The sequence below is a fragment of the Paraburkholderia sp. RHO2 genome (assembly GCF_050955445.1).
Classification (GTDB): domain Bacteria; phylum Actinomycetota; class Actinomycetes; order Mycobacteriales; family Mycobacteriaceae; genus Prescottella; species Prescottella agglutinans_A.
Window position 1 is genome coordinate 1,265,134 of the sequence record NZ_CP162617.1, and the last position, 18,617, is coordinate 1,283,750.

17 protein-coding genes and 1 pseudogene are annotated in these 18,617 nt (G+C 67.5%); 9 read left to right on the forward strand and 9 right to left on the reverse strand.

Annotated elements, in window-relative coordinates; genetic code table 11:
• Window positions 1-207: 207 nt before the first annotated feature.
• From ABTV10_RS05810 to ABTV10_RS05825, 4 genes and pseudogenes are all read left to right on the forward strand, one after another.
• Window positions 208-540, forward strand: a complete 333-nt coding sequence (locus tag ABTV10_RS05810) for a type II toxin-antitoxin system Phd/YefM family antitoxin (RefSeq protein WP_499033164.1) — start codon at window positions 208-210, stop codon at window positions 538-540.
• Window positions 541-568: 28 nt separating this feature from the next.
• Window positions 569-775: pseudogene (locus tag ABTV10_RS05815) on the forward strand (DUF1214 domain-containing protein); the annotation flags it as partial.
• A gap of 55 nt (window positions 776-830) precedes the next feature.
• Window positions 831-1,070 (forward strand): response regulator transcription factor, encoded by a 240-nt coding sequence (locus ABTV10_RS05820; protein WP_499033166.1) that lies wholly within the window; start codon window positions 831-833, stop codon window positions 1,068-1,070.
• A 114-nt stretch (window positions 1,071-1,184) separates the two neighbouring features.
• Window positions 1,185-2,558 (forward strand): DUF1214 domain-containing protein, encoded by a 1,374-nt coding sequence (locus ABTV10_RS05825; protein WP_499033168.1) that lies wholly within the window; start codon window positions 1,185-1,187, stop codon window positions 2,556-2,558.
• A 36-nt stretch (window positions 2,559-2,594) separates the two neighbouring features.
• Here the strand turns inward: ABTV10_RS05825 and ABTV10_RS05830 are convergent, their stop codons facing one another.
• From ABTV10_RS05830 to ABTV10_RS05840, 3 genes are all read right to left on the reverse strand, one after another.
• The gene (locus ABTV10_RS05830; RefSeq protein ID WP_499033169.1) at window positions 2,595-4,274 is read right to left on the reverse strand and encodes a sensor histidine kinase; all 1,680 of its coding nucleotides are present in this window, start codon (window positions 4,272-4,274) and stop codon (window positions 2,595-2,597) included.
• A gap of 196 nt (window positions 4,275-4,470) precedes the next feature.
• Window positions 4,471-6,243, reverse strand: a complete 1,773-nt coding sequence (locus ABTV10_RS05835; protein ID WP_499033172.1) for a DUF4873 domain-containing protein — start codon at window positions 6,241-6,243, stop codon at window positions 4,471-4,473.
• Window positions 6,240-7,136: an AurF N-oxygenase family protein gene (locus tag ABTV10_RS05840; RefSeq protein ID WP_499033174.1), complete on the reverse strand. Its 897-nt coding sequence runs from the start codon at window positions 7,134-7,136 to the stop codon at window positions 6,240-6,242. Before ABTV10_RS05840 ends, ABTV10_RS05835 begins: the two co-directional genes overlap by 4 nt.
• Window positions 7,137-7,341: 205 nt before the next feature.
• Between ABTV10_RS05840 and ABTV10_RS05845 the strand changes: the two genes are divergently transcribed.
• Window positions 7,342-8,055 (forward strand): TetR/AcrR family transcriptional regulator, encoded by a 714-nt coding sequence (locus ABTV10_RS05845; protein WP_499033176.1) that lies wholly within the window; start codon window positions 7,342-7,344, stop codon window positions 8,053-8,055.
• On the opposite strand, the gene ABTV10_RS05850 is transcribed toward ABTV10_RS05845, so the two are convergent.
• A complete protein-coding gene (locus tag ABTV10_RS05850) occupies window positions 7,954-8,280 on the reverse strand; it encodes a cupin domain-containing protein (protein ID WP_433610643.1) in 327 nt (108 codons plus the stop codon). The two genes, ABTV10_RS05845 and ABTV10_RS05850, sit on opposite strands and share 102 nt — an antisense overlap.
• A gap of 258 nt (window positions 8,281-8,538) precedes the next feature.
• Between ABTV10_RS05850 and ABTV10_RS05855 the strand changes: the two genes are divergently transcribed.
• Window positions 8,539-8,943 (forward strand): hypothetical protein, encoded by a 405-nt coding sequence (locus ABTV10_RS05855; RefSeq protein ID WP_499033179.1) that lies wholly within the window; start codon window positions 8,539-8,541, stop codon window positions 8,941-8,943.
• 39 nt (window positions 8,944-8,982) lie between these two features.
• Window positions 8,983-10,110 (forward strand): AI-2E family transporter, encoded by a 1,128-nt coding sequence (locus tag ABTV10_RS05860; protein ID WP_499033180.1) that lies wholly within the window; start codon window positions 8,983-8,985, stop codon window positions 10,108-10,110.
• Window positions 10,111-10,177: 67 nt separating this feature from the next.
• Here ABTV10_RS05860 and ABTV10_RS05865 read toward each other — a convergent pair whose 3' ends face one another.
• Both ABTV10_RS05865 and ABTV10_RS05870 read right to left on the reverse strand, forming a co-directional pair.
• Window positions 10,178-10,660: a dihydrofolate reductase gene (locus ABTV10_RS05865; RefSeq protein WP_499033182.1), complete on the reverse strand. Its 483-nt coding sequence runs from the start codon at window positions 10,658-10,660 to the stop codon at window positions 10,178-10,180.
• Complete coding sequence (locus ABTV10_RS05870; RefSeq protein ID WP_499035142.1) at window positions 10,660-11,418, reverse strand: thymidylate synthase; 759 nt, start codon at window positions 11,416-11,418, stop codon at window positions 10,660-10,662. Before ABTV10_RS05870 ends, ABTV10_RS05865 begins: the two co-directional genes overlap by 1 nt.
• 97 nt (window positions 11,419-11,515) lie before the next feature.
• Here ABTV10_RS05870 and cobF point away from each other — a divergent pair, with 97 nt between their 5' ends.
• Window positions 11,516-12,289: a precorrin-6A synthase (deacetylating) gene (gene cobF, locus ABTV10_RS05875; protein WP_499033184.1), complete on the forward strand. Its 774-nt coding sequence runs from the start codon at window positions 11,516-11,518 to the stop codon at window positions 12,287-12,289.
• Window positions 12,290-12,368: 79 nt separating this feature from the next.
• Here cobF and ABTV10_RS05880 read toward each other — a convergent pair whose 3' ends face one another.
• The 3 genes from ABTV10_RS05880 to ABTV10_RS05890 form a co-directional block, all read right to left on the reverse strand.
• The gene (locus tag ABTV10_RS05880; protein WP_499033186.1) at window positions 12,369-13,181 is read right to left on the reverse strand and encodes an SDR family NAD(P)-dependent oxidoreductase; all 813 of its coding nucleotides are present in this window, start codon (window positions 13,179-13,181) and stop codon (window positions 12,369-12,371) included.
• A 343-nt stretch (window positions 13,182-13,524) separates the two neighbouring features.
• Window positions 13,525-16,023, reverse strand: a complete 2,499-nt coding sequence (locus ABTV10_RS05885; protein WP_499033187.1) for a beta-glucosidase family protein — start codon at window positions 16,021-16,023, stop codon at window positions 13,525-13,527.
• Between the two features lie 73 nt (window positions 16,024-16,096).
• Window positions 16,097-17,521 (reverse strand): MFS transporter, encoded by a 1,425-nt coding sequence (locus ABTV10_RS05890; RefSeq protein WP_499033188.1) that lies wholly within the window; start codon window positions 17,519-17,521, stop codon window positions 16,097-16,099.
• A gap of 376 nt (window positions 17,522-17,897) precedes the next feature.
• Between ABTV10_RS05890 and ABTV10_RS05895 the strand changes: the two genes are divergently transcribed.
• Entirely contained in the window at window positions 17,898-18,593 is a 696-nt protein-coding gene (locus tag ABTV10_RS05895) for a hypothetical protein (RefSeq protein WP_499033190.1), read from the forward strand.
• The last annotated feature ends 24 nt before the right edge of the window (window positions 18,594-18,617 follow it).

An 18,617-nucleotide genomic window follows, 5' to 3' on the forward strand; every position in this document is an offset into this window, starting at 1 on the left:
CCAAATTGACGAGACGCTCGAGCCTGTGGCCAATTCCGACCACTGCTCGACGGCAGCGAAGGATCGCTCGACGACATTGCAGCCCTGTACTCGTCTCCCCACGGACGTCATGCGCGTTCGGAGGTAATCGATCTCTCCCGGTCGACCCGAATCCGGCTGGTAAATGGCAAGATTCGCTAGGCAGTTACTCAGCGAATGGAGTCGACAGTGGCGCCAACAACCGTGAAATCCGCGCGCAAGCGATTGAACCGACTGGTCAGGCAGGTCAACGACGACACCGTCGCGATCGAGATCGCCGGCGAGAACGCCACCGCCGTGCTGATTTCCAGCGACCGCTACCTGGCCCTGCAGGAATCGACCTTTCTGCTCCGGTCGCCCGAACTCATGAACAGCCTCCGCCGCGCCGCAGAGCGCGCGCTCGGCGACAACGCCTCCGCCACCGAAGGGGGCACCGGGAAGCGCAAGTCTGCGCAGGCTGCCAAGAAGTCGAAGAAGTCGAAGAAGGCGAAGAAGGAGAAGAAGCCGAGAAAGAACAAGTAGACGCTTCTGCTCGACAACAAGGGTGGAAATGTGCCGGTCATGCGCACGGAATCCAACGAAACCGCTTATTACTACCAGGATCTCGACGACGCGGGCGGCCGCCTGCACGGCTCGACCGTGTACACCGTCCGGTTCCCCGCCGACCGGCTGCCCCCCGGTCCGCGGGTTCTGGTCGCTGACGGTCTACAACAAGCACCACTTCTTCCGCGCCAACGACCTCGACCGTTTCTCTCTCTCAGCACCAAGAACCAGGACCTCACGTACGGAACAGCCGCGCCACGGCCGCCCTCATGCAGCGGATCCGATCCGAGCGCACCGCCGACCCGCTCGCCGAACTGTCCGATCAGGAGCGGGCCGTGTTCGACCTCATCGGCGAGGGCCTGACCAACCGGGAGATCGCCGAGCGACTGTTCCTGGCCGAGAAGACGATCGAGAACTACGTCTCCCGCCTGCTCGCCAAGCTCGGTATGCAGCGCCGCACCCAGGCCGCGGTCCTCGCGACGGAGCTGCGGAACAACAAGCGCGGCTGAGCGCGGATCGGGCGCGGTCTGTCGGGTTCATCTGTTCCGGGTGATCCGGCGGCGGTTCACGACGGCATACGGTCACAGCTGTTACGTCCAGTGTTCGCGAGATAGGGAGCTGCGATGACCGGTGCCGGGGGCCCCGATCGCCCGAAGATGACCGTCGACTACGCGCGCGCGGTGGGGACCACCGCCTATCTGTGGGGCTGGCCGCTGGTGAACATGCACAATCGGCGGAACCTCATGGAGCAGCTGCCCGAACCGGGTCTGCTCGGTGGCATCGTGCCGGCGGGGCCGCCCGGGACGATCGGGATGCTGCACGACTACATCCGTCCGGAGGAGCGCGTCGTCGCGTGCCCCAACCAGGACGTCGCCTACGGGTTCGGAGTCCTCGACGCCGAGCGTGGACCGTCCGTGGTGCAGGTCCCCGACTTCGGCGACCGATTCTGGGTGTACCAGGTGGTGAACCAGCGCACCGACTCGTTCGTCGAGCTCGGCACGATGTACGGAACCCGTCCCGGCTTCTACCTGCTGGCGCCCACGTCGTGGGACGGCGACGTGCCCGAGGGCATCACCGGTGTGTTCCGTCACGACACCCGCGTCGGCGTCGTGATCCCTCGGGTGTTCATGGACGACACCGCCGAGGATCGCCGGGCGATCGCCCCGTTGGTGGGCCGCATCTGCATGTATCCGCTGTCGGAGTTCGACGGCGAGGTGAAGACCCGGGACTGGACGGACGTTCCCTCTTTCGGTGACAGTCGCGCCACCGGCGGCCAGGGCGAGACCCAGTGGGTGGATCCCGAGAAGTACTTCGAGGAGTTCGGCCAGGTGCTCGACGAGGTGCCCCCGCTGCCGGGCGAGGAGGCTCTGTACGGATGGTTCCGTTCGGTCCTCGCCGCGGCCGCCGACGATCCTGCGGTCGCCGATGCGCTGCGGCAGACCGCGATCGACGCCGACGTCGTCGTCCGGGAACTGTTCGAGTTCCGCAACATCGGCAATCCCGTCGCCCACAACTGGACCACCCAGCGCAACGGAGCCGCGTTCGGCACCGACTACCTGTCGCGGACCGCGATCGGAAAGTCGAACATCTTCGTCAACACCCCGAACGAAACCGCTTACTACTATCAGGATCTCGACGACGCGGGCGAGCGCCTACACGGCACGAACGTGTACACCGTCCGGTTCCCTGCCGGTCAGCTGCCCCCGGTCCGCGGATTCTGGTCGCTGACGGTCTACAACAAGCACCACTTCTTCCACCCCAACGACCTCGACCGGTTCTCGCTCGGCACCAAGAACCAGGACCTCACCTACGGAGACGACGGATCACTGACCCTCACGGTCGGCGGTCAGGCACCCACCGACCCGAAACTGCTGGCCAACTGGCTGCCCGCCCCGGACGACGACTTCACGATCTACCTGCGCGCGTACTGGCCGGAGCCGAGCATCCTCGACGGAACCTGGGAGCCGCCCGCCGTCAGCCGGCAGGCTCGGACCTGACCGCGCCCAAGCGGCGCGGCGTGACCTTCGGTCACCTCACCGCAGCGGCACCCGCCACGTCAGCTCGGTGCCAGCGCTGACGCCGGGCAGCACGGTGCAGGTGCCGCCGCACTGCTCGGCACGCCGGACCAGGTTGTTGAGCCCACTGCGACTCGGATTGTCGGGGACGCCGACGCCGTCGTCGCAGATGCGGATCGTCAGGTGGTCGGCGGCGTCGATCGCGACGGTGATCGTGGACGCGCCCGCGTGCCGCAGTGCATTGCTCAGCCCCTCCCGCAGGACCGCCTCGGCGTGCGGATGGACCCGCGGCGGCACGAGCGTGTCGATCGCGCCGGTGAACTGCACGTTCGGGGTAAGCACCGACCGGGTGGTCAGGTCGCCGATCGCGTCGAGCAGCCGTCGACGCAGGCTCGTCGGGGTCTCCTCGCCCGCGGTCTGCAGGTCGAAGATCGTGGTGCGGATCTCGCGGATCGTCCGGTCGAGCTGGGACACCGTCTGGGTGAGGGTGTTCGCCGCGGACTCCGGGACGGGGTGGGCCTCGTCGAGCAATAGGCTCTGCAGGCTCATCCCGGTCGCGAACAACTGCTGGATGACGTTGTCGTGCAGGTCGCGGGCGATGCGGTCCCGGTCGGTCAGCACGTCGAGTTGCCGCCGCCGGTGCTGCTGATCGGCGAACTCCACCGCGAGTGCGGCCGAGTCGGCCATCGAACCCAGCCGCGTGACCTCGTCCTGCGTCCACGCCTCGTTCTCCCGCGTGACCACCAGCATGCCCGCGACGCCCGACGTCGTGGACAGCGGCAGCGCGGCGATCCGGACGCTGCCCGACGCGTCGAACGGGGCCACCCGATCCTGCTCGGTGAGCAGCGCGGGACGCCGGCTCCGGACGACCGGCAGGAGGTCGGAATCGGACAGATCGAGGTGGCTGCCCGCCCGGGGGCCACCGTCGCAGGCGGCGGCCTCGACGGTGGCGTCCTCCTCGTCGACGACCATGACATACGCGCCGCTCGCGCCGCACAGGTCCCGGGTGCGCGTCACCAGCAGGTCGAGGGCCTCGTCGATCGACCCGCCCGACAGCAGGCGCGCGTTGAACGACGCGAGCGCCGTCAGCCACCGCTCGCGGGTGCGGGACTCCTCGAACAGGTGCGCGTTGTCGATCGCCACGCCGGCCGAGGTGGCGAGCGCGTCGAGGATCGTCTCGTCCTCGTCGGTGAACTCGGGGCCGGTGCGCTTCTCGGTGAGGTAGATGCTGCCGAACACCTGGCCTCGCACGATGATCGGCATGCCGAGGAAGCTGTCCATCGGCGGGTGGTTCGGCGGGAAGCCGACCGATGCCGGATGCTTGCCCAGGTGCGCGACACGCACCGGCCGCGGATGCTCCATCAGCAGGCCCAGCAGCCCGTGGCCTTCCGGTAGGTGGCCCAACCGGGCGCGTTCGTCCGCGGTGATGCCCTCGTATACGAACTCCGACAGTCCGCCATCGGGATCCCGCACGCCCAGCGCCCCGTACCGGGCGTCGAGCAGTGTCGTCGCCGCCTGCACGATCCGCTGCAGGATCGAGTCCAGTTCCAGTCCCGCGCCCACCACCAGGACCGCCTCGAGCAGTTCCCGCAAACGGGCGGGCGTCGCGACGCTGTCGACGAGGCGACTGCGCATGTCGGCGAGCACTTCCTCCAGGTTCTCGAAGTCCCCGAAGTCCCAATTCGTGCTGTCGACCATGCACGCAGCATATGTGCCCGAAAAGCGATCCGGGATTTCGGTCGAAATGGGGTGTAACACGTTCTACCCGGCTCCCGATGCATTCGGTGACGCTGTCGTGAGTGGGATCGTGGTGGCCCCCTCACGGCACGTGACCGTCCGGCGTCGATCCTCGGGGGAGGGGGTTGACGCCGGACTCCCTTCCGTGGGGTCCGCGTCAGATCACCAGGTGGTCGAGGGAGAACGGTGGTGTGCCGACTCCGGTGATCCGGAAATGCCCCCACGGGTCTCGTTCGGCGAGGGTCGCGTCTACGGCGCGACCCTCGCCGATCCTGAGGGTGGGCACCCCGGCGTCCGGGCGCTTCAGTTCCGCGATGCGCTCGTCGCCGCCGACCCGGCCGTACCAGTGGTAGCGCCCGTCGAGGGGGTCCATGTGCCCGGTCAGGTGCACGTCGACGTCCAGCCTCCGGCCGCCGCTGCCCTCGAGCACCGCGGGCCCGCGGTAGTCCTCCTCGTCGCGTTCGGCCGCGTTGCTCAGGTCGAACGCGCCGACGTCCGGGTGTCGCGTCCGTAGCCAGTACGACACGCTCGACCCGGGCCACGCCGCGCGGTTGCGCCCGGTCCGGTCGAGGTACCAACTGTCGCAGCCGCCGGAGTTCCACACCGACCGCTCGAGCTTCCGGTGGATCCGACGGTTGAATTCCCGCTGGGTGCCTGCCCGCACCTCGATGCGGGTGGCACCCTGCCGGTCCATCATCCGCAGGCACTCGAGGACGTAGCGCGCCTGCGCCTCGATCACGAACACGATGGACTGGTTCCCGCCGCCCGAGTTGGGGCCCATCATGAGGAAGAAGTTCGGGAAGCCGCTCACAGCCGTCCCGAGGTACGCCTCCATGCCGCCGCGCCAGGCCTCCTGGATGGTCAGTCCACCCCGGCCGACGATGTGGTCGGTCTCGAAACGGTCCTCGATCGCGAAGCCGGTGCCGTACACGACGACGTCGGCGGCGCGCTCGACACCGTCGGCGGTGCGGATGCCGGTCTCGGTGAACCCGTCGATGCGCGCGGTGACGAGGTCCACGTCGTCGCGTTGCAGAGCCGGATAGTAGTTGCTGGACAACAGGATTCGCTTGCATCCGATCGTGTAGTCCGGCGTCAGGGCCGCGCGCAGTCCCGGGTCCGGCACCTGACGCCGCAGCAGCCCGCGGGCGACGCGTTCGAGTACCGTCATCAGACGCGGATGCATGAAGCCGGCGATCAGCGACTCGTGGCTCCAGTAGATCGCGCCGCGGTACGCCTTCTGGCTGCCGGGGACAGTGCGGAACAGGCGCTTCTCGGTCGGGGTGATCGGCCGATCGAGTTTCGGGACGATCCAGTGCGCGGTGCGCTGGAAGACGTCGACGTGTGCGGCCGCCTTCGCGATCTCGGGCACGAACTGGACCGCGCCGGCGCCCGTCCCGATCACCGCCACCCGCTTGCCCGCCAGGTCGACCGAGTGGTCCCACTCCGCGGAGTGGAAAGCCGTGCCCGTGAAGCGTTCCCGGCCGGGGAAGTCCGGGATGCTGGGCTTGTGCAGCGGCCCCGGCCCGGCCACGACGATCCGCGCACGGTACGCGTCCCCGCCGCTGGTGCGGACGGTCCAGCGGTCGTCGGATTCGTCGAAGTCGTACGCCACCACCTCGGAGTCGAAGCGGATGTGCGGGGCAAGGTCGTAGTCGTCGACGATCCGCCGGATGTAGTCGAGGATCTCGGGTTGCCGCGCGTACATCCGGGTCCACCGCCGGTTCGGGGCGAACGAGAACGAGTACATCAGCGACATCACGTCGCACCCGCAGCCCGGATAGGTGTTCTCGCGCCACGTCCCGCCGACCTCGGATGCCTTCTCCAGAATCACGAAGTCGTCGATTCCCGCCTCCTTCAACCGGATCGCCATACACAGGCCCGAGAACCCGGTGCCGACGATCGCGACCCGTGCGGTCTCGAGGCCGGTCACAGGAATCCCGCCCGACGCCACATCGCCCGGGAGCTGCGGCGCATCAGCCCGGTGTCCTCGAGAAACTCTGCGAGACCGGCGAAGCCGCGGCGCTGGTTCTCGCGGAAGTACGGGTTCGCCCGGGCCTGCCGTCGGGCCTCCCGCGCGTCGAGTCCCGCCCGCCGGTACATGGCCGGGTTCGTGAACAGCCGCTCGAGCAGCAGGCCGCCGAGGCCCTGGGCGGTGCCCACCCAGATCTTCTCGACGCGGTGGGTCCGGGCCATCCGCCGCAGCACCCCGGCCCGCGCGAACTGGATGTGCCGGGCCTCCTCGGTGACATGGATCCGCATCAACCGCGCGATCAGGGGCTGCAGCTGCGGGTCGTCCACGACGCGGCGCTGGGTGGCGTCGAAGATCTCCTCGCCGATCAGTGCGGCCACCCACAGCATCGTGCCGCGGAATGCCCTGGGCAGCAGGTTCACTGCGGTCGCCTGATACCAGCGCAGCTGGAAGGGCTTGGCGCCCATGCGTTCGATCGCGCGGCCGAACATGGCCATGTGCCGGCACTCGTCGCCCATCTCGGTGAGGGTGTAGCGGGTGTGTCGCGAACCCGGGTCGTTGTGCAGCAGGTGCCGCAGCAGCGCCTGGTTCAGGATGTTCTCGAACCAGGTGCCGACGCCGAGGATGTTCGCGCACTCCTGGCGGGACAACTCGATTCGCTGCTGCTCGCTCATCGAGTCCCACATCGGCGTCCCGTACAGCGACAGGATGTGCGGCGGCAGGAAGTACTTGCCGTCGTCGAGCGGCGCGTCCCAGTCGATGTCCACGACCGGGGCGTACGAGCGCTTGACCGAGCCCTTGAGCAATCTGTCCGCGACCTGCTCCGGGCCGTGTGGTTTCGCGGTCTGCGTCATGACCGTCCCTCCTGGGCGGACCCCGCGCGGCGGGCCGGCGGGGCGGGAACGACGCCGTGGTTCGACACGGCGCGTGCTGCCGGTGTCCCTTAGAACGTAAGCGCGTCCGGGGGCGAACGTCAACGGTGTCTGTGATCGGCCGGCACAGCAAACGAGCAGAAACAGAACCGGCCGGTAGGTAGATTCGGCACTACACTGACCAGCCGTGAGTTCCCGTGCACAAGATCTGAGCCCCACCGCGATTCGCGAACGCATCCTCGACGCCGCGGAGGTGTGCCTGATCGAGTTCGGTTACGGTGCACGACTGCACGCGTTGATCGCCGAACGGGCCGGACTGTCCCGGCCGACGCTCTACAAGTACGTCGGCGACCAGTCCCAGATCTTCGACGCGCTTCTCCAACGCGAGATCATGAGGTTCTTCGCGGTGCTCGATCCGGTGCTGCGCCGTCGGGACCGGCTCCCCATCGGATTCGTCGACTGCATCGTGTTCGCGGTCGGCTACGCGTCTCGGCACCCGGTGCTGCAGAAGGGGCTGCGTGATGATCCGGCCACCGTGCTGTCGTGGTTCACGGTGCGATCCGCTCCGCTCATCGAGCGCGGCGCTGAGTTCCTGGTTCCGCACTTCGAACGGATGGCCGCCGGCGACCGGTTCGCCGCCGCCGGTCCGCGCGTGGTCAGCGAGTGGGCCTTCCGTCTGGTGGCATCGCTCATCACCACCGACGGCGGCGTCGACACCGCCGACGAGCGTGCGCTGCGCGAGTTCGTGAACGGACTGCTGTCGATCGGCGTGGTCGCGGCGGGCGAGGTGGTCGAACCGCTACTTGACGACCGTGAGGAGGAAGGCGACGTCCTCGAGTGCCTCGACGCTGTGCCGGGCCGCGGGAATGATCAGCATGTCTCCGGTCGAGCCCTTCCATGAATCCTCGCCGCAGATCAGGGCGAGCTTGCCGCTGAGCACGAGGATCGTCGCCTCACCGGGGCTGTCGTGCTCGGCCAGACTCTTGCCGGCGCCGAGCGCGATCACGGTCTGGCGCAGGTGACGCTGGTGGCCGCCGAACACGGTCTGCGAGCTGCGCCCGCTCGACGAAGTGGACGCCAGCTTCAGTTGCTGGCGGGCCAGGGCCGTCAGTGAGGTCTTGTCCATCACATGCCACTCCGATGCGTCGGGACGAAACGGGACACTGCCTTTGAAGTATGGCCCACGACAGCCCCCTTGCGCCCGCAGATGCGGGTCGGGAGGGGTCGAGTGAGGCGCTCAGAAGCGCCGCGTCCGGTGTGTTTCAACTCGTTCGCTATCGGGAAAACTCGCGATAACGCCGGTCCCGGATGCTCCGACTGCCGCGAACAGGCCGTGGGAGGCAACCGGCGGATGTCGATTGACCAAGGTCTCGAGGAGCCGAAGATGGACACCACCACGACCATCATCTGGATCGTCGTCGCGCTCGTGATCGTGCTGGTCGTGATCGCGCTCGTCTCCGCGGTGGTGCGCCGACGTACCCGGCAACGCCGTGTCGAGGCAGAAGACCTTCGCAGCGCCGCGCGTGAGGAGTCGCATCGGGTCGGAGAACAGGAGGCGCGGGCGGACGAGACCGCCGCGAAAGCCCGTGCGGCCGCCGCGGAAGCGGACGCGAAGCGCGCCGAGGCGGAAAGACTGCAGCATCGGGCCGACGCGCGCGGTAATGAGGCTGCCTCCGCCAGAAAGGAACTCGGCGAACAGTTCGAGCGTGCGGACGAGGTCGATCCGGACGGTGACCCGGACCACGACCGGGGTGGCGACACCGGTCGAAGACCTGACCGGGACCGGTAGACGATCGCGCGGTGCATCGTAGTGCCGGAGAACGGCGGGATGCCCCACACTCCAACGGAGGGCGAGGAGATCGCCGCGGCGGAGCAGGACGCGGCCCGGATCAGGTCGACGGACCATCCGCTCGGCCCCCCGGGACCTCGCTTCGACCGCAGCTCCCCGTTCATGATCGGAATGACCGGGGCCGCGGGCGTCGTGGTCACCTACGTGCTGGTCGAGATGGTGATCGCGGTTCGAGGGATTCTGGTGCTCATCGCCATTGCGGCGTTCCTGGCGATCGGTCTCGAACCTGCCGTCTCGTGGCTGGTACGCCATCGTTTTCCGCGCTGGCTGGCGGTGGCTGCCGTATTCGCGATCGCTTTCGGGCTGATCGCCGGATTCCTGGCTGCTGCGATCCCCCCGATGATCGACCAGGGCACCACCCTGGTGCATCACGCGCCGGATTACCTCCACGACCTGCGGCTGCGCTATCCCGTCATCGACCAGCTCGACGCCCGCTTCCACCTGCAGGGCCAGCTCGAGAAGGCGGTGGGCGGAGAGTCGGTGCCCACCGTCGTCGGCGGGGTCGTCGGGGCGGGAAGGTTCGTCTTCAGCGCCATCACCGGGACCGTCGTCGTCATCGTCCTCACCGCGTACCTCCTCGCGGACTTCGACCGGGTCCGCGCATCGCTCTACCGGTTGGCGCCGGCCTCGCGGCGACCACGCACGATTCTCATCGGGGATGAGATCCTCGCCAAAGTCGGCGGTTACGTCCTGGGGAATCTGTTGATCTCCCTCATCACGGCCATTCTCACGTTCGTCTGGCTCACCGTGTTCGGGGTGCCCTATCCGCTGCTTCTCGCGGTGCTGGTGGCCGTCCTCGACTTGATCCCCGTCGTCGGCTCCACCCTCGCCGGTATCGTCGTCGCGTTAGTCGCGTTGACGGTGTCGTTGACCGTCGCTGTTGCGACCGTCGCGTTCTTCATCGGACTGCGACTGCTCGAGGACTACCTGCTCGTCCCCCGCATCATCGGCCGCACGGTGCGGGTGCCGCCACTTGTCACCGTCGTCGCGGTTCTCCTCGGGGGCGCGCTCCTGGGAATCGTCGGAGCGCTTCTTGCCATTCCCGTTGCTGCCGCGGTGATGCTCCTGGCCCGCGAAACCGTCCTACCGCAGCTCGACCGTCGGTGACACGGTGAAGCCGGTGGCCGGGCCGCGGAACGACCGGCCGGGTCGAGCCGGGATGGCGGGCACGCGCTCAGGCGCGCACGTACGTCAGGAAGCGGTACCGCAGACCGGACGCCTCGGAGATGCGCCAGTCGCCCTTGTCACCCACTACCCACTCGTCGGCGATGGTCGGGGCGAACGCGTCGCCGTCGACGTCCGCGTCGATCTCGGTGACCGACAGCAGATCCGCGAACGGCATTGCCGCCGTGTAGATCTGGCTGCCGCCGATGACCCAGGCGGTGTCGCCCGCGAGCGTGAGTGCCTGCTCGACCCCGTGCGCGGTCTCGACGCCGTCGGCCGCCCACCCGGCCTGGCGGGTGACGACGATGTTCCGGCGTCCCGGCAGCGGGCGGAACCGGGGCGGGAGCGAGTCCCACGTCAGACGGCCCATCACCACTGGGTGGCCCATGGTGGTGTCCTTGAAGTGGGCCATGTCCTCGGGGATGCGCCACGGGATGGTGTTGTCGCGGCCGATCACCCCGCCCGTGGTCTGGCCCCAGATCAGACCGATCATCAGACGGCCACCGGCGCCTTGATCGCCGGGTGGTGCCGGTAGTCGACGATCTCGACGTCCTCGAAGGTGTAGTCGAAGATCGAGTCGCGCTTGTTCAGCTTCAGCGTCGGGTAGGGGAGCGGCTCACGCGAGAGCTGCTCGGTGACCTGCTCGACGTGGTTGTCGTAGATGTGGCAGTCGCCGCCGGTCCAGATGAAGTCGCCCACCTCGAGGCCGGCCTGCTGCGCCACCATGTGGGTGAGCAGCGCGTAGCTGGCGATGTTGAACGGCACGCCCAGGAACAGGTCGGCGCTGCGCTGGTACAGCTGGCAGCTGAGCTTGCCGTCGGCGACGTAGAACTGGAAGAACGCGTGGCACGGCTGCAGCGCCATGGCGTCGAGGTCGGCGACGTTCCACGCCGAGACGATGATCCGCCGCGAGTCCGGGTTGGTCCTCAGCGTCTCGATGACCTTGGTGATCTGGTCGATGTGCTCGCCCGACGGCGTCGGCCACGAGCGCCACTGCACGCCGTACACCGGGCCCAGCTCGCCGTCGGCGTCGGCCCACTCGTCCCAGATGGTGACGCCGTGCTCCTGCAGCCACTTGACGTTGGACTCGCCGCGCAGGAACCACAGCAGCTCGTAGACGATGGACTTGAGGTGCACCTTCTTGGTGGTAACCAGCGGGAAGCCCTCGGCGAGGTCCCAGCGCATCTGGTGCCCGAAGACACTGCGCGTCCCGGTTCCGGTGCGGTCCGCCTTGGCAGTTCCGGTGTCCATGACGAGGCGGAGCAGATCTTCGTATGGGGTGCGCACGGCAGCCAGTCTAGTGGGCGCGCATCCTAGCCTCGGGCACCGGCAGGTAGCCTCGCCGAACATGCGTGAACTGCTTGTCATCGGCATCGGAGCCGGCGACCCCGACCAGGTGACGATCCAGGCCGTCAAGGCCATGAACCGGGCCGACGTGTTCTTCGTCATCGGCAAGGGCGACGAGAAGCAGGAGCTGGTGGACCTGCGCACCACGATCCTGTCCGAGCACATGGACCACGAGTACCGGATCGTCGACATCGTCGACCCGCCGCGGGAGCGGACGAACGTGCCTTCTGTTCGCTCCGCAGGCTCCGCTCAGGCCGACTACGGCACCGTCGTCGACGACTGGCACGACCGCCGCGCCCAGGTGTTCGAGGAGAAGTTCGCGGCCGAGGACGGCGTCGGCGCGATCCTGGTGTGGGGCGACCCGTCGCTCTACGACAGCACGCTGCGGATCGTCGAGCGCGTCCTCGCCCGCGGCAACGTGAGCTTCGAGTACTCGGTGATCCCCGGCGTCACCAGCGTCCAGTCGCTCGCCGCGCAGCACCGGATCGTGCTCAACCGCATCGGCGAGCCCGTCCACGTCACCACCGGACGGCGGCTGCGCGACGGCCTGCCCGACGGCGTCGACACCGCGGTGGTGATGCTCGACGCCGAGTGCAGCTTCACCCACGTGCCCGGCGAGGACGCCGAGATCTGGTGGGGCGCATACCTCGGCCTGCCCGACGAGGTCCTGATCTCCGGCAGGCTGCGCGAGGTCGAGGACGAGATCGTCCGCGTGCGCGCCGAACTGCGTGAGCGCAAGGGCTGGATCATGGACGTCTATCTGATCCGTCGCTGACCGGCCTGGTCGCGTCCAGCTGCGCTGCGGGGGCGTTCCCGACGACGTTGTCGAACCGAGAACGCCCCGATCCCCACGCCTACAGAGCGGCCTGCAGCTCTTGGATGGCAGCCGCCAGGGTCGGCGACGATGCGCCCTGCGCCGAGTGGCCCGCATCGATGGCGATCGCCTGTCCGCGGATGGCGATCGCGGCATCGGAGGCCAGGAAGGCAACGAGTTCCGCGACGTCCTCGGGCTGGGTGAGGCGGTCGGTGGTTTGGTGCTTGACGACGGCGTCGGCCAGCGGTTTCGGGAACTGCACCGCCGCGCCCTCGGAGAGGACCAGGCCGGGCAGGACCGCGTTGATGTTGATCCCGGCTCGGCCGTGCGAGGAAGAGACGTACTTCGTGATCGCGGTCACCGTCGCTTTGAGTGATCCGTACGAGGCCCTCAAGAGGTCGCCCGTCTCGCCGCCCATCGACGAGGTGAGGACGATACTGCCGCCCCCGTGCTCGAGCAGCTTCGGGATGCCGAACTTCAGTCCGTGCACCACACCCATCACGTTGACGTCGAACACGTCCTGCCACACCGAGAGGTCGGTGTCGACGACGTTGGTGTCGACGGGACTCCCGGCGGCAGCGTTCAGGTGCAACACATCCAGCCGTCCCAGACGCTCGACCGTCTCGTCGTAACTGGCGCGGACCGCCTCCGGGTCCTTCACATCCACCTGAAGGGCAATGGCCTTCGCTCCGGCGCTCCGCAGCCGATCGGCGACCGATTCCGCCGCCTCGCCGTTGACGTCGACGACCGCGACCGCCGCCCCTTCCCTCACCATCACCGACGCAGTGGCCTTGCCGATGCCACTTCCTGCGCCCGTGATGTACGCGGTCTTCCCATCGAGCCGCCGTGTCATGTGCAAACCTCCATCTGTTGAGTCAGCCCGCCGGTTATGGCGGTCTGTGCCAAAAATGCACGCAGAAGTGATCGAGCAGTTCGTTCGTGCCGTCGTAAAGAATCGGGTTCTCGTCTAATCGACCTTCGAATCGTGGTCTATGTCTCAGTACTCAATGAAGAGTACGTCATTTCCCTCGATCGATGTGGAACCTTGTTCTATTCAAAGTCGCGCACGTCCGACGGGCGGCGCGTGGTCACGCGCTGCGGCGCGTACGGATAGGAGGAGGGCGCTTACCGGAGTCGAATCCGGTAAACGCCCTGCCCGCGTGCGTGCTGGTGGTTCAGTCGGTTCTTCCCCGGACCTATCCGTTCGACCGCATCGTCACCAGTGTGGCGGGACCGAGGTCCGCGGCAGAGGTTCCGAGGCGGACGGCGTAGCTTCCCGGCTCGACCTCCCAGCGGTGGTTCTCGACGGACCAGTGGGCGAAGCTGCGTTCTGCGATCTCGATGACGGCTTCCACCGCTTGACCCGGATCGGCATGGGCGGCATGGAATCCGGCCAGCCAGATGGCGGGGTAGTCGATGTCGGACGGATCGACCCGGCTCACATATGCCTGCAGGACGTGCTTGCCAGGCCGCCGGCCCACGTTGGTGATGTCGGTTCGAACGACGACCCCGCCGTGATGATCGAGTCCGGTGACCGTCGGCTCACCGACGGACCATTCGGTGTAGCCGAGCCCAAATCCGAACGGGACAGCCGGAGCGGGGCCGCCCTGGGCTTCGCGCTGGGCCCATGCCCGGTATCCGATGTGGACTCCCTCTCCGTAGACCAACTTGCCGTCGGTCGGTTCCACGGTCCAGACCGGAACGTCTTCGTCGTGGGCCGGCCAGGTGGTGGGCATTCGACCGCCGGGTTCGCGCTCTCCGGTGAGCACGTCGGCCAGCGCGGTTCCGAACTCCGCACCCGGGAACCAGGAGACGACCGTGGCCGCCACCTCGTCGATCCACGGCATGATCACCGGAGCGCCGGAGTTCACGATGACGACGGTGCGTGGGTTGGCCGCAGCAACCCGGCGGACAAGTTCGTCCTGTCCGTCGGGCAGCGCGAGATTCGGGCGGTCGTGCCCCTCGGATTCGATCGCCTCCGTGGTCCCCACCACGACGACGGCGATGTCGGCAGAGCGTGCAGCTTCCACCGCGCGAGCGAATTCGTCGTCCGGGTCTCCGAAGACCTGCTCATAGCCGAGCGTCAACACGGCGAACGCGAGCCCCGTCGGGAAGTACGGGGTCAGCTCGAGCTGAAGTTCGATCGTCTGGCCCTCCTCGAGAGTCACATCGAAGACGCGCCGCGGCGGTTGCAGGCTCTCCACGATCATGTTGTCGCTCTCAGGCAGCACCGGATCGGCGCTGACAAGCTCACCGTCGATCCGGAACTGCAACATTCCCAGGCCCGAGAATCCGATTCGGTGGTGACCGGTCTCTCGTGCCGTATAACGGGTATGCAGCCGGACCAGTGATGCGTCAGCCAGGCGCGGATCGCCGAGCCAGCCCACCCGGCCACTGGGTGCAATCTCGGTGGCGAATTCCGTTCCCTCCGCGTCGAGGTACTGCACCCGCATCCCGGCGTCCCCCGTCACGGGGTCGACAAGGGTGCCGCGCTCGAACCCGATCAGCTCGTCCACCGGTGGCAGGCCGGGTGCGTAGGTGACCGCGGAGTCCCCGAAGGCGGCATGCAGGCCCTCCAGCGGGGTGTGCACATAGCGCGGGAACACGGTGGCCGAGCCGCCGCCCTGACTGCGCGCTCGGTGGGCGTGCTGACCGAGTACGGCCACTCGCGACGTGTTCTCGACGGACAACGGGAGGATGCCGTTGTTGCGCACCAACACCATTCCGTCTGCCGCGGCCTCGCGGAGGAGCGCCGCCACGTCTGCGTCCGTCCACTCGGCCGGAGCCCCCGTGTCGATCGTGACACCCTCGAGTGCGCCGACACGTGCAGCGAGTCGGAGCAGCCTGTGCACCTTGTCGTCGATGGCGCTCTCGGGTACCTGACCAGCACGCACCGCTTCGACGAGTGCGGCGCCCCACGGACCATCCGGGCCAGGCATGACGATGTCGAGACCGGCGGCACCGGACCGCACCGCTTCGTGGACAGCAGCCCAGTCCGACATCACGGCGCCGTCGAAGCCCCACTCGTCCTTGAGGGGAGAGGTGAGGAGCGGGCTGGCGCTCATCGTGTGCCCGTTCACCCCGTTGTAGGCAGACATGACCAGCCAGGTGCCTTCTGCCACAAGTTCTTCGAACGGAGCGAGGTACACCTCACGAAGAGTCCGCTCGTCGACCCTGGCGTCCACGGTCATCCGGTCGGTTTCGCTGTCGTTCGCAACGTAGTGCTTTGCCGTCGAACCGATTCCGCACGACTGCACCGCGCGCACGTAGGCGGCGCCGATCTTGCCGGTCAACCACGGGTCCTCGCTGTAGGCCTCGAAGTGCCGACCGCCACGCGGGCTGCGATGCAGATTGATGGTTGGTCCGAGGACGACGTCGACGTTCTTGTCGCGTGCCTCCGCGGCGATCAGATGCCCGAGTCGCTGGACCAGATCGAGGTCCCAACTGGCGGCGATGGCGGTCGCGGACGGCAAGCTGGCCGATGTCTCTCGATCGTCCAGGGCCTGGCCGCGCACACCCGTCGGGCCGTCCGAGACGATGATGGTCCGCAACCCGATCGACGGATCGTCGTGGAGCGACCAGGCTGATGCGCCGGTCAGAAGCCGGACCTTCTGCTCCAGCGACATCGACGTGATGCGCTCGAGCAGAACGGCCTCGATGTCCGTGTCTTCGTAGGTGCCGGTGGGGTTCACCATGTGTTCCTCTTCGTTATCGATGTGTGTCGGCAGTTCGGATGTCGTGGGCCAGTCGCAGATTCCAGGTTGGCTGTCAACGTGCGCGCCGGACGGGCAGGATCGCGAGCGCTGCCAGCACGACGATGGCGCATCCCATCGGCAGGATCAGGTTGTACGAGCCTGCTGCGAGGGCGATGATTCCGCCCGCGATCACCGGAGCAATGGCGTTGCCGAGGTTGTTGGCCCCCTGTGCCAGGCCGAGGTCGCGTCCAGCGGAGTGCTTGTCCGGCAGAACATCGATGAACAGCGCCTGGTCGACGACGAGGAACGCTCCGTAACCCAGGCCGGCCACGATCGCCTGGATGAAGAATGCCGGCAACGTCGGCCAGACGACGGGAATCAGGAACGAGACGGCCATGACCAGCGACGCTCCGATCACGAACGGCTTGCGGCGACCGATCCGATCCGACCACCTGGCGGCGACGACCATCGCAATCAGGGTGAGCGGCAGCGCCGACATCTGGAGCAGGGGCGCGGTTTGTGCCGCATCGTCAGCCGACAACGCAGGGCGTACGTAGCTCTGCAGCATGTACACGGCGTAGGTCCCCGCCATGGCGTATCCGATGGCGAACAGCAACTTGGCAGTCCATACCCACCGATAGTCGCGGTCGCGTAGGGCCGAGACGAAGGCGCCGAGCACCGCGCGAATATGCAGTGCGCGACGTGGCATGTCCTTCGACGACCTGTCGGGTGCGATCACGACGAACAGCAGCGACAGCAGGAGCATCGCGATCGCCAACGGGTAGTACGCGTCCAACCCGATCGCGGCGAACAACTGGCCGGCGGTGAAGGATGCGGCGATCGCGCCGAAGTAGCCGATCACGCCCGTCACCGCGGAGGTAGTTGCAATCCGTTGCGCCGGAACACGATCGGCCACCGTCGCGGATCTCGGTGTCTCCACGGTGTTGACAGCGAGGCTCACGAGCGACCAGAGAACGACGAGCGCACCGATGGTCGGCGCGAATCGCATCGCGATGGTGAGTCCGGCGCCGGCGACCGCGCCCGCTGCGATCCACGGTGCGCGTCGGCCCCACCGCGAATGGGTGTGGTCCGACAGGACACCGATGATCGGCTGCAGCAACAACGTGCATGCCGCCGCCACTGCGTGGATCACCGACAGGGACGATGCGCGCGCAGTGTCGTATTGGCGGTACAGGTCCAGGAGCCGCGCCTGCTCGGCGGTCGGTACGACGGCGCCGGCGTCGACCTGATGTTTGAGGTTGGCAAGTTGGGTGAGATCGACGGCGGCGTCCGCACCATTGAAGTAGTGGTGGAGTTCGAGCCCCTGCACCTGCAGAGGCAGCAGGACCATTCCAGCAGCACCCCAGAACAGCGTTGTGCCGAGAGTTCCCAGTGCATATGCCCCCGTGAAGCGGCGGAGTGCTCTGGTCTTGGGCTCGTGGCGGACGGAGACGTCGTCGAGCTCGTCAACCTCGTTCGCGGTTGTTTCAGTCGTCATGGAACCGCCTTCCGGCGTGGAGGGGAGCTTCTGGGGGAGTGCTTGATGGGCGGACTCACGTCATCGCAGTGGGCAATGCCCGGTCGCCGCCGCGGGTCGGGCGTGGTTGTTTCGCACGCTCGCACTCCGGCTCGAACGTGCTGCCGAGAGATCCGGGGCACGCCCGACACCGGGGAGTGATGAAGACGATGTACGTCGCCGTGGCCCATCGATGCTCCCGTCAGGCGGATCGCGCTGGAGTATCGAACGCTCGGCCACCAGCAGATTAATTACTGTCGCATGACATAAATATCACGGGCGGGTCGATGTGTCACGGTTCGGTGTCGTCCGGATTCGGCCGTTGGATACCGTGAGCGGGATGTGAGAAGGAGTGACGATGGCTGCACCGAAGGACGGTCCGGCGCCTGCCCGGAGGCGGGGGCGTCCGCCGCGCATCGACCGGCAGATGATCGTCGAAGCTGCCCGTGATCTCGACCCCGAGCAGCTGACCATGCAGGTGATCGCCGACCGTCTGGGTGTCCACAGGAATGCTGTGCACTACCACGTCGCGGACCGGGAGGGCCTTCTCCGGCTGCTGGCCGCGGACACGGTCGCGCGTGCTGCAGGGCAATACAGCTTCGACGACGACGAGCCCTGGCAGACGACCGTTCGTACGTTCGCGGTGTGGGCCAAGGACAGCTACCTCGCGGCGGGGAAACTGATCGACTACTACCGGTTCGAGCCGTCCGACGACCTGTCGAGCCTCGTGCCCGTCGATCACTTCCTGCGCAGCCTCCGCCGCAGCGGCTTCGATGAGAACTCCGCGGCACGGGCCCTGACCATGGCGCTCACCGTCGCGCTGGGCTTCGCGCGGGACGTCATCTTGTCGGAGCCGCTCGAGCGGCACCCTCAGCTCGTGGACCTGGCTGCCGCGATCGACGTCGACACGACTCGAGACTTCGCTGCGCTCCGCCGTCTCGTGGAACACGAACACGAACCGTCGGATACCGCTCAGTTCGACTTCGATCTCGACCTGATGGTCCTCGGGCTCGAGGCCTGGCGAGACCGTTCGGCGGGCGGTCGTGGGCGTTGATACTCAACTCCCGAGGCTGCGGGG

Excerpts from the sequence above, each read along its gene's own strand:
- ABTV10_RS05820 (WP_499033166.1), top strand. The coding sequence starts at position 831 with ATGCAGCGGATCCGATCCGAGCGCACCGCCGACCCGCTCGCCGAACTG.
- ABTV10_RS05825 (WP_499033168.1), top strand. The coding sequence starts at position 1,185 with ATGACCGGTGCCGGGGGCCCCGATCGCCCGAAGATGACCGTCGACTAC.
- ABTV10_RS05830 (WP_499033169.1), bottom strand. The coding sequence starts at position 4,274 with ATGGTCGACAGCACGAATTGGGACTTCGGGGACTTCGAGAACCTGGAG.
- ABTV10_RS05840 (WP_499033174.1), bottom strand. The coding sequence starts at position 7,136 with ATGACGCAGACCGCGAAACCACACGGCCCGGAGCAGGTCGCGGACAGA.
- ABTV10_RS05850 (WP_433610643.1), bottom strand. The coding sequence starts at position 8,280 with ATGGACAAGACCTCACTGACGGCCCTGGCCCGCCAGCAACTGAAGCTG.
- ABTV10_RS05855 (WP_499033179.1), top strand. The coding sequence starts at position 8,539 with ATGGACACCACCACGACCATCATCTGGATCGTCGTCGCGCTCGTGATC.
- ABTV10_RS05860 (WP_499033180.1), top strand. The coding sequence starts at position 8,983 with ATGCCCCACACTCCAACGGAGGGCGAGGAGATCGCCGCGGCGGAGCAG.
- ABTV10_RS05865 (WP_499033182.1), bottom strand. The coding sequence starts at position 10,660 with ATGATCGGTCTGATCTGGGGCCAGACCACGGGCGGGGTGATCGGCCGC.
- ABTV10_RS05870 (WP_499035142.1), bottom strand. The coding sequence starts at position 11,418 with ATGGACACCGGAACTGCCAAGGCGGACCGCACCGGAACCGGGACGCGC.
- cobF (WP_499033184.1), top strand. The coding sequence starts at position 11,516 with ATGCGTGAACTGCTTGTCATCGGCATCGGAGCCGGCGACCCCGACCAG.
- ABTV10_RS05880 (WP_499033186.1), bottom strand. The coding sequence starts at position 13,181 with ATGACACGGCGGCTCGATGGGAAGACCGCGTACATCACGGGCGCAGGA.
- ABTV10_RS05885 (WP_499033187.1), bottom strand. The coding sequence starts at position 16,023 with ATGGTGAACCCCACCGGCACCTACGAAGACACGGACATCGAGGCCGTT.
- ABTV10_RS05890 (WP_499033188.1), bottom strand. The coding sequence starts at position 17,521 with ATGACGACTGAAACAACCGCGAACGAGGTTGACGAGCTCGACGACGTC.
- ABTV10_RS05895 (WP_499033190.1), top strand. The coding sequence starts at position 17,898 with ATGGCTGCACCGAAGGACGGTCCGGCGCCTGCCCGGAGGCGGGGGCGT.